General features: G+C 70.8%; 8 protein-coding genes. All 8 read right to left on the bottom strand.

Going from position 1 to position 8,725, the window contains the following annotated elements; genetic code table 11:
* Positions 1 to 97: 97 nt before the first annotated feature.
* Positions 98 to 466: a monovalent cation/H(+) antiporter subunit G gene (locus G6030_RS07060; RefSeq protein WP_007627885.1), complete on the bottom strand. Its 369-nt coding sequence runs from the start codon at positions 464 to 466 to the stop codon at positions 98 to 100.
* The gene (locus tag G6030_RS07055; protein ID WP_182642642.1) at positions 463 to 756 is read right to left on the bottom strand and encodes a monovalent cation/H+ antiporter complex subunit F; all 294 of its coding nucleotides are present in this window, start codon (positions 754 to 756) and stop codon (positions 463 to 465) included. The genes G6030_RS07060 and G6030_RS07055 overlap by 4 nt, the downstream gene beginning before the upstream one ends.
* Positions 753 to 1,520 (bottom strand): Na+/H+ antiporter subunit E, encoded by a 768-nt coding sequence (locus G6030_RS07050; RefSeq protein WP_182642641.1) that lies wholly within the window; start codon positions 1,518 to 1,520, stop codon positions 753 to 755. Before G6030_RS07050 ends, G6030_RS07055 begins: the two co-directional genes overlap by 4 nt.
* Position 1,521: 1 nt before the next feature.
* Positions 1,522 to 3,147 carry a Na+/H+ antiporter subunit D gene (locus G6030_RS07045; protein WP_182642640.1) on the bottom strand — a complete coding sequence of 542 codons (1,626 nt, stop codon included), beginning with the start codon at positions 3,145 to 3,147 and terminating at the stop codon, positions 1,522 to 1,524.
* Positions 3,144 to 3,743, bottom strand: a complete 600-nt coding sequence (locus G6030_RS07040; protein WP_182642639.1) for a Na(+)/H(+) antiporter subunit C — start codon at positions 3,741 to 3,743, stop codon at positions 3,144 to 3,146. The genes G6030_RS07045 and G6030_RS07040 overlap by 4 nt, the downstream gene beginning before the upstream one ends.
* Positions 3,740 to 6,784 carry a Na+/H+ antiporter subunit A gene (locus tag G6030_RS07035; protein WP_182642638.1) on the bottom strand — a complete coding sequence of 1,015 codons (3,045 nt, stop codon included), beginning with the start codon at positions 6,782 to 6,784 and terminating at the stop codon, positions 3,740 to 3,742. Before G6030_RS07035 ends, G6030_RS07040 begins: the two co-directional genes overlap by 4 nt.
* Before the next feature lie 130 nt (positions 6,785 to 6,914).
* On the bottom strand, positions 6,915 to 7,490 hold the full coding sequence (locus tag G6030_RS07030; protein WP_182642637.1) for a hypothetical protein: 576 nt from the start codon (positions 7,488 to 7,490) through the stop codon (positions 6,915 to 6,917).
* Positions 7,491 to 7,680: 190 nt separating this feature from the next.
* Positions 7,681 to 8,725: AAA family ATPase (locus tag G6030_RS07025; protein ID WP_182642636.1), on the bottom strand; the 1,045-nt coding region annotated here is incomplete at its 5' end.

Genomic DNA, 8,725 nt, shown 5'->3' with positions numbered 1-8,725 from the left:
GCGGGGCTCAGCCGCGACGAGGCCCGGCGCGGGCCCGGCGGTCAGTCCCGGCGCCGCTCTTGTCGATGGAGGGCCCGGCGCCCGGCGCACGCGGCGGTCAGAGGGGTCCGCGGCCGTCGATTCCGGGGCCGGTGTACTTCTCGAGCACGGGCGCCTCGTGGGTGATGGTGCCGTCCTGGACGCTCTCGCGGTAGGCGAGGTTTCCCACGCGGTTGGCGATCACGGGCGCGGCGCACACGGCCACGATGCCGGCCAGCACGAGCATCCCGAGGTCGATGTTCGGGAAGACGCGGATACCCGCGCCGATCAGGATGAGCACGAGCCCGAGGACCTGCGGCTTGGCCGCCGGGTGCATGCGGCTGAGAGTGTCGCGGAACCGGGCGAGGCCGATGGCGCTGCACAGCGTCAGCAGCGCCCCGGCGAGGACGAACAGGGCGGAGATGATCTCGACGAAGTCGTCGCTCATGTGATGGCCTCCTCGGGGGTGCCGACGTTGTCGCGGACACGGAACCTTGCCACGGACACCGAGCCCAGGAACGCGACCAGGGCGAGCGCGACCAGTGCTGCCGCCGGCGTGGTGTCCTTGGTCCACGCGATGTAGACGCCGATGCCGCCCTGCGCGACGGCGACCAGCGTGTCGAGCGAGATGAGCCGGTCGAGGGTGCCCGGACCGCCGACCAGACGGATCATGGTGGTGAACATCGCGGCCGTCAGCGCGATGATGGCGAGGATCCAGAGGACGAGTGCGACGCTCACCAGGGTCCCTCCTCTTTCGTGCCGGGGTCGTATGGCTTCTTCTCGCCGTCGGTGCTCTCCGCGCCATCAGCGCTCTGCTCGTGGCCGTCAGCGACTCCTGAGCCGGACGGCCCGGCGTCGTCGGGATTCGCCGGGTCCGCGACGCCGGCGGGATCCACCGGTTCCTCGGGCACGGCGGTGTCCGCGGCGCTCGGGGCGCTGTCTGCGGGGGCCGAGTAGTGCTCGGGGCTCGGCTTCCAGTCCTCGTCCCGCTCGAAGGCGCGGAGGTAGAGCTTCTCCACGTGCGCGGTCTGGCGGCGGAACTGCTCCACGGCCTCGTCGGTGCCGGCGTCCAGGACGTGGACGTACACGTAGCGGGCCACGGGGTCGACGCGGACCACGATGCCGCCGGGCAGCAGGTTGAGGGTGTTCACCGCGAGGGCGAGGGTGAAATCGGACTTCAGCCGCATCGGCGCCCGCAGCACCGCGGACCGGGGCGGCGGCTTCGGCCGGATCGAGAGCCATGCGACGACCAACGACGAGCGGATCAGGTAGAAGGCCACGACCAGCACGAGCCACGCGGTGGACAGTGGCCGCAGCAGGCCCTCGACGGGGACGCGGGGGAGGGGCAGGACGACCATCACCAGGGTCGCCACGAGCAGGCCGGAGACGATGGTCCCGATCTCCACGGTGCCCCACAGCAGCACCCACGCGACGGCCAGCCACAGTGTCATGAAGGTGCGGGCGCCGAGGACCCGCGGGTCGAGTGAGACCTTGCGTGCCATGTCAGCGCACCCCCGTCACGGAGCCGACGTACCGCTCGGGCGACCCGTCGGTGGGAACGGTGTACAGGTACTCGGTCCGTTCGCGCAGGGTGGCGGCGGCGCCGTCGGTGACCTCGAGCAGGGGTCCCGCGAACACCGTCATGAGCAGCGAGACCACGATGAGTGCCCAGGTCGGGGCCAGCATGCTCCAGGGCATCTTGCCGACCTCCTCGCGCTCGTCGAACTCGACGTACTCGTCGGACGGGAGCAGGGACAGCGGCCGCGCGAGCGCGAGGGCGCCCTCGGGGGCGTCGGCCCGCGGCCGCCAGAACGCCTTGGACCACACGCGCGCGACCACGTAGAGCGTCAACAGGCTGGTGACCATCGCGCCGGCGATGAGCACCCACATCAGGGCTCCGCCTTCCTCGGCGCCGGCCTGGACCACCGCGAGCTTGCCGATGAACCCGGAGAACGGCGGGATGCCGCCGAGGTTGAGCGCCGGGATGAGGAACGTGACCGCGAGGACCGGGCTGGCCACACCGAGAGACCCCAACCGGCGGAGGGACGACGACCCGGCCTGGCGTTCGATGAGACCGACGACGAGGAAGAGGGTGGTCTGGACGATGATGTGGTGGCCGACGTAGTAGATCGCCGCGCTGAGCCCGGACTCGCTGGACAGCGCGATGCCGAAGATCATGTAGCCGATGTGACTGACCAGCGTGAAGGACAGGATCCGCTTGATGTCGGACTGTGCGATCGCGCCGAGGATACCCACGACCATCGTCAGCAGGCCCGCGACGAGCAGAACCCCGTCCATCCCTCCCCCGGGGAACACGAGGGTGTGGAAGCGGATGATCGCGTACACACCGACCTTCGTGAGCAGGCCGGCGAACACGGCGGTGACCGGGGCGGGCGCGGTCGGGTACGAGTCGGGCAGCCAGGTCGAGAGCGGGAAGACGGCGGCCTTGATGCCGAACGCCACGAGGAACACGGCGAAGATGGTGTTGCGCAGCCCTTCCGGCACCTCGACCATGCGCGTGGCCAGCTGGGCCAGGTTGAGGGTGCCCACAGCCGAATAGGTCAGCGCGATGCCCAGCAGGAAGACCATCGACGAGACCATCGACACGACGGTGTACGACACGCCCGCGCGGACCCGTTCCTGGCTGGCGCCGAGTGTGAGCAGCACGTACGAGGCGGCCAGCAACATCTCGAAGCCGACGAACAGGTTGAACAGGTCGCCCGCGATGAAGGCGGCGTTGAGCCCGGCGGCCAGCGCGAGGTAGGTGGGCAGGAAGATCGAGGTGGGCTGGTCGCCGTCGCCGTCACGGACACCTTGCCCGACGGCGTAGATGATGACCGTCAGCAGCACGATGGCGGACACGCAGAGCATGAGGGCGCTGAGCCGATCGGCGACCAGGGTGATGCCGACGGGGGCGTCCCATCCGCCCACCTGCACCGTGTGCATGCCGTGCGAGTCGGTGAGCACGAGCAGGACGCCCGAGACGATCAGCAGACCGGTGAGGGTGGTGATCGTGATGATGTTCTGGACCCGGGGCCGGCGCGAGACCACCAGGCACAGCGCTGCCGCGAGCAGCGGTGCGAGGACGACGGAGGGGATGAGGTACCCGAAGAGGTCGGGAGAGATCACAGATCCTCCTCCTTCCCGGCCTTCTTGTACCGCCTCTCACGTCGGTCGACTCTCCGCGCCTCGGCCTCGGCTCTCGCCCTGGCCTCCGCGCGGGCTTCCGCCCGGGCCTCGGCTTCGGCCTCGGCCTCCTCGAGGTCCTCGTCGTCGTAGTCCACGTGGTCGCCGAGTTCGGTGGGTTGGCCCGTCGTCTGGTCGTCCGAGGCGTCGCGGTCCGGTGCGGACCACGCGTCGGTGGGGGAGCGCTGGGCGATCTTGGTGTCCTCGGCGTCGTCGGCGACCTCGTCCACGGTGGTGAACTGGTACGAGCGGTACGCCAGTGCCAGGATGAACGCCCCCACGCCGGCGGTGATGACGATCGCGGTGAGGATCATCGCCTGGGACAGCGGATCCGAGTCGACGGTGTTGTCGCCCCACGACCGGTCCCGGATGGGCGGGTTACCCGGGGGCCCGCCCGCGGCGAGGATGAGCAGGTTGACGCCGTTCGACAGGATCATGATGCCGAGCAGGATCTTGATGATCGCGCGTTCGAGCAGCAGGTAGACGCCGGTGGCACTGAGGACACCGGCCATGAGTAGTAGTGCGAAGTCGGCGGTCATGGCATCCCCCGGGGAGTGGTGCCCTGGTTCTCGGCGGCCTCGAGGCGGGCGGCACGGCGGGCGGCCAGGTCGGACCGCGGCGCCTGGCCGTCGACACCGGGGACGCGGCGTAGGGCTGCGGTGGAGGGCGAGTCGGTGGCGTCGACGTAGACGGCCCGCAGCTCCTCGAGGTCCTCGGCATCGAGGTCGAGTCGCGCCCCGAGGCTGCGGAGTATGTCGAGGACCAGGCCGACGACGATGAGGTACACGCCCGCGTCGAAGAACAGTGCCGTGACGAGCTTGACGTCGCCGAACACCGGCAGCGTCCACTCGAAAGTGGCGCTGGACAGCGGCGGCGCTCCGAGGACCATCGAGGCGGCGGCGGTGCCGGCGGCCAGGAGCAGGCCGGCTCCGAGGATCCGTCCGGCGTCGATCGGGACGGCCTCGCCGAGCTCGTAGCGGCCACCCGCGATGTAGCGCAGCACGAGCGCGAGACCCGCGACCAGACCGCCGGCGAAGCCGCCGCCGGGGTTGTTGTGGCCGGCGAAGAAGAAGAACAGGCTCAGGATCATCATCGTGGGGAAGATGAGCCGGGTGGTGACCTCGAGGACGAGCGAGCGGGCGCGGGGGTCGCGCACGGTCGCGCCGACCAGCCACCGGCCGGGCGAGGCCCCCGGTGCCTCGATGACGATGCGGGCCGCCTCGATCCCGCGCCGGCCGGAGCGGGTCTTGTCGGCGTCGGCGATGCGCGGCCCGGAGCCGTAGCGACGGTTGCGGAAGACGAGGCTCGCCACACCGGTCGCGGCGACCAGTAGCACGGTGATCTCGCCGAGGGTGTCCCAGGCGCGGATGTCGACGAGGGTGACGTTGACGGCGTTGGCGCCGTTGCCGATCTGGTAGGCGATGTCCGGGAAGACCGTGGACACGGCCGGGTGCTGACGTGCGTTGATGGCGTACGCGCCGACGATGACGACGAGGAGGCCCACCCCGATGCCGAGCCAGGCCCGCAGCCGGCGGAAACCGTCGGACAGGGGCACCTCGGCGGGCATCGTGCGCAGAACCAGGACGAATGCGACCATCATGAGGGTCTCGACCAGGGCCTGGGTCAGCGCGAGGTCCGGGGCGCCGTGGAAGGCGAAGATCACGGCGACGCCGTAACCGGTCACCGACATGCAGATGACCGCGGCGAGGCGGTTGCGCAGGACGGTGGCGGCCACGGCGGCGACGGTCATGGGGATCATGACGAACAACACGACCGGGTTGGCCGACAGTTCCATCCGCAGCCCCTCGCGCGTACCGACCAGCAGGGACGCGAAGGGGAACACCACGAGCGTGAACAGGATGATGCCCAGGGTCAGCGGGAGGGAGCCGCGCTGGATGCTGGCGGTCAGGCGCAGCGACAGGAGGTCGAAGAAGCGCAGGACGGCGTCGTAGATGCGGTCCGCGTTGCCCAGAGCGGGGGTCTCGAACTGCATCCGTTCGACCGTCCGCTGCGCGACGTAGAGCAGGGTGCCGAGGACGTACACGACCACCGTGAGGGCTAGCGGGACGCCGACGCCGTGCCACAGTCCGAGGTGGTAGGGCTCGGCACCGGCCCAGGGGCTGCCGGGCGGGAACGCCACGTCGACGAACCGGGTGAGCAGTTCCTCGACGGGTGCCGACCACACACCGAGCAGGAGGCCGGCGACGGAGAGGAGGGCGGGGACCGAGAGGAAGAACGGGCTGATCGGCTTCGACCCGGCCACCGCGGGGCTGGTCCCGTCGGGGAAGAACGGTTTGGAGCGGAAGGCGCCCATGACCAGTCGGGCGGTGTAGGAGAAGGTGAGCACCGAGCCGGCGACCAGGCCTGCGGTGACGACGAGCGCCGGCATACCGTGCAGCCGCTCCTCCGTCAGCGTGGTGGCGAACGCGGACTCTTTGCCGACGAACCCGAGGAAGGGCGGCAGGCCGGCCATCGAGGCGGCGGCGAGGGCGAAGAAGAGGGCGAGCGCGGGGCTCTTGCGGCCCAGACCGGACAGCTCGCGGATCTCCCGGGTGCCGGTGGCCTTGTCGATGACGCCGACGGCCATGAACAGCGCGGACTTGAACAGCGAGTGTGCCAGCAGCATGGTGAGCCCGGCGAGCATCGTGTCCCGCGAGCCGATGCCCACCAGAACCAGCAGGAACCCCAGCTGCGAGACGGTGCCGAAGGCGAGGACCAGCTTGAGGTCGGTCTCGCGGAGCGCCCGCCACCCGGCCATGAGCAGCGAGACCAGACCGAGAACGATGAGCGGCAGCTGCCAGGTGGACGATCCGGAGAGGCCGGGGCTGAAGGCGGCGATGAGGAAGACGCCGGCTTTGACCATCGCCGCGGAATGCAGGTACGCGCTCACGGGGGTGGGCGCGGACATGGCTCCCGGCAGCCAGAAATGCAGGGGGGCGATGGCGGATTTACTCGTCGCGCCGACGATCACCAGGGCGAGCGCCCAGTGCACGAGGGTGCCGGACGGCGGGGTCGCGACGATCTCGCTGAGCAGGTAGGTCCCGGCCTCCTGGGCCAGGATGATCATGCCCACCAGCATCGCCAGGCCGCCCAGGGTGGTGACGAGCAGCGCCTGCGTGGCCGCGCGGCGGGACGTCGCCCGCTCGGCGTAGTGGCCGACGAGGAGGAAGCTCAGGACGGACGTGATCTCCCAGAAGATGTACAGCAGGACCATGTTGTCGGCCACGACCAGGCCGAACATCACACCAGCGAACGCGACCATCTCCGCCGCGAACAGGTGCAGGCGGGGCTCGGTGTCGTCGAAATACCAGGTGCAGTAGAACAGCACGAGCGCGCCCACGCCCAGCGCGATGAGGGACATCAGCGCGGAGAGCGCGTCCATCCGCAGGTCCAGGGTCAGGTGGATGGCGGGCGCCCACTGGACGGTTTCCGTGGGAACGCGGTCGAGATTGGCGGCCACCCATACCGCGCCGGCGGCGGGGACGAGGGCCAGGAGAGGGAAGGCGCGGCGTCCGAGCCTCAGCACCAGTGGGATCGCGATCAGGGCGGCCACGGCATGAGCCGCGAGGATCACGATCACCGGCGGCTCCTCTCCTTACGTCGATCGGACGACGACATGCGGATGGACCCGCCGGGAGGGGGCGGGCGACCGGTGTCGACCGGGGCGTGGTTACTGCGCTTACTTTACAGAACAGCGTTTCGAGCCGCTTTCACCGCAGGTGAAGACGGGTCGCTGCGCTGAGCAGCGCGGAGATGGACGCCTCCGCCGCGGTCTGGCCGAAGCCGAGTGCCCACGTCTCGCGCCTGCCGCTCGTCGCTCGCAGGATGGTGCACCACGACGACGTCGCCTCGTCGAACCCGCGCCCCTCGTACTGGTGGAACCGCTCGATCTCGGCGGGCGCGCCGACCCGGCTCAGCATCTCCGACATCGCCGTGAGGTCGCCACAGGACTCGGTGGTGAGACGGTGAGCGCGGAAGTCTCCGGGCGCGTCGTCGGCGGTGCGGGTGGCCAGGATCGCCTCGTAGGCGGTGATCCCACGACCGAGCGGGCGCCGCGAGAAATCGGCCAGGTGGAAGTGGTCGGACGAGGGGGCGTAGGTGTCGACGAGGGCCCGCCAGTCCATCCCGGCCGCCTCCTCGGCGAATCCGCGGGGCATGCGCCGCCCGAAGCGTTCGGCGAAGGGGCAGGGCGTCTCGGCGTCGCGGGCGGTGGTGGCATCGGAGCCGGCGCTGCGGGTGGTGCGGCCGTTGATGGCGCTGGGGAGGTGGTGCGCGGGGGCGTTCATGGTGTTCTCGCTTCTCGACGTCGGTGAGGATGACCGACGGAGAAAGAGCAACCACGCAACGGGGGTGCCGGTCTGTCAGGCCCCGTTACGTCCGGTTACTACGAGAAGTGTCCGCATGCCGCCCACCATAAGCTGCCGCCCGCGGACCCGGCAAGCCCGTGTGGCCGACGCCTCGGGGTCCCGGGCCCGCTCAGTCGGCGCGCCGCTCCGCGTAGAGCCGCAGGTTCTCGACCTGGTCGGGGTCGAGCGACGGCCGCACGGCGATGCGCGCGCGGGCCACGTCGTCGGCGGTGACCTCGGCCGCGTCGATGTCCCGGCGCATCGCGGTCAACGCCGATTCACGCAGCAGGGCCGCGCAGTCGGCGGCGGAGTAGCCGTCGAGGTCGGCGGCGAGCTCGTCCAGGTCGACGTCGTCGGCCAGCGGGACGTCACGGCCAGCCGCGCGCAGGATGTCGGCGCGGGCCTCCGCGTCCGGCGGCGGGACGAACACCAGTCGCTCGAGCCGCCCGGGGCGGAGCAACGCGGGATCGATGAGCTCGGGCCGGTTGGTGGCGCCGAGGATGACGACGTCGCCCAGCGGTTCGGCGCCGTCGAGCTCGGTGAGCAGCGCGGCAACGACGCGGTCGCCCACGCCGGAGTCGCCGGTCTGGCCGCGACGTGGGGCGAGCGCGTCGATCTCGTCGAGGAACACCAGGGACGGCGCCGAGTCGCGGGCTTTGCGGAACAGGTCGCGGACAGCCTTCTCCGACGACCCGACCCACTTGTCCATGAGCTCGGCGCCCTTGACCATGTGTACGGTCAGCCGCCCGCTCGCCGCGAGTGCACGGACCACGAACGTCTTGCCGCAGCCGGGCGGGCCGTACAGCAGGACGCCCCGCGGTGGCTGCACGCCGAGGCGCTCGAAGGACTCGCGGTGCTGCAGCGGCCACAGTACCGTCTCGGTGAGCGCCTGACGCACCTCCTCCATGTCGCCGACGTCGTCGAGCGTGATCGAGCCCAGGCTCAGCTCCTCCGTCCCCGAGCGGGAGAGCGGCCGGATCACGCTGATAGCGCCGAGGAGGTCCTCCTGCTCGAGGCGGGCGCCGGAGAGGGCGTCGTCCGCGGCTCCCGTGCCGTCGGTGCCGCTGTCGGTGCCGTCGGCGGCACGGGCGGCCGCGCGCAGGGCCGCCTCGCGGGTCAGCGCCCGCATGTCGCCCGCCACGTAACCGGGCGTGCGGTCGGCGACGGCGGATAGG

It is taken from the genome of Dietzia sp. E1 (assembly GCF_014145015.1).
GTDB lineage: Bacteria > Actinomycetota > Actinomycetes > Mycobacteriales > Mycobacteriaceae > Dietzia > Dietzia cinnamea_A.
Note: the sequence above shows the minus strand (reverse complement) of the source record. Positions and strands in the feature narration are given on the sequence as shown.

Coding starts and splice junctions, on each gene's coding strand:
- G6030_RS07060 (WP_007627885.1), bottom strand. CDS start 466: ATGAGCGACGACTTCGTCGAGATCATCTCCGCCCTGTTCGTCCTCGCC.
- G6030_RS07050 (WP_182642641.1), bottom strand. CDS start 1,520: ATGGCACGCAAGGTCTCACTCGACCCGCGGGTCCTCGGCGCCCGCACC.
- G6030_RS07040 (WP_182642639.1), bottom strand. CDS start 3,743: ATGACCGCCGACTTCGCACTACTACTCATGGCCGGTGTCCTCAGTGCC.
- G6030_RS07030 (WP_182642637.1), bottom strand. CDS start 7,490: ATGAACGCCCCCGCGCACCACCTCCCCAGCGCCATCAACGGCCGCACC.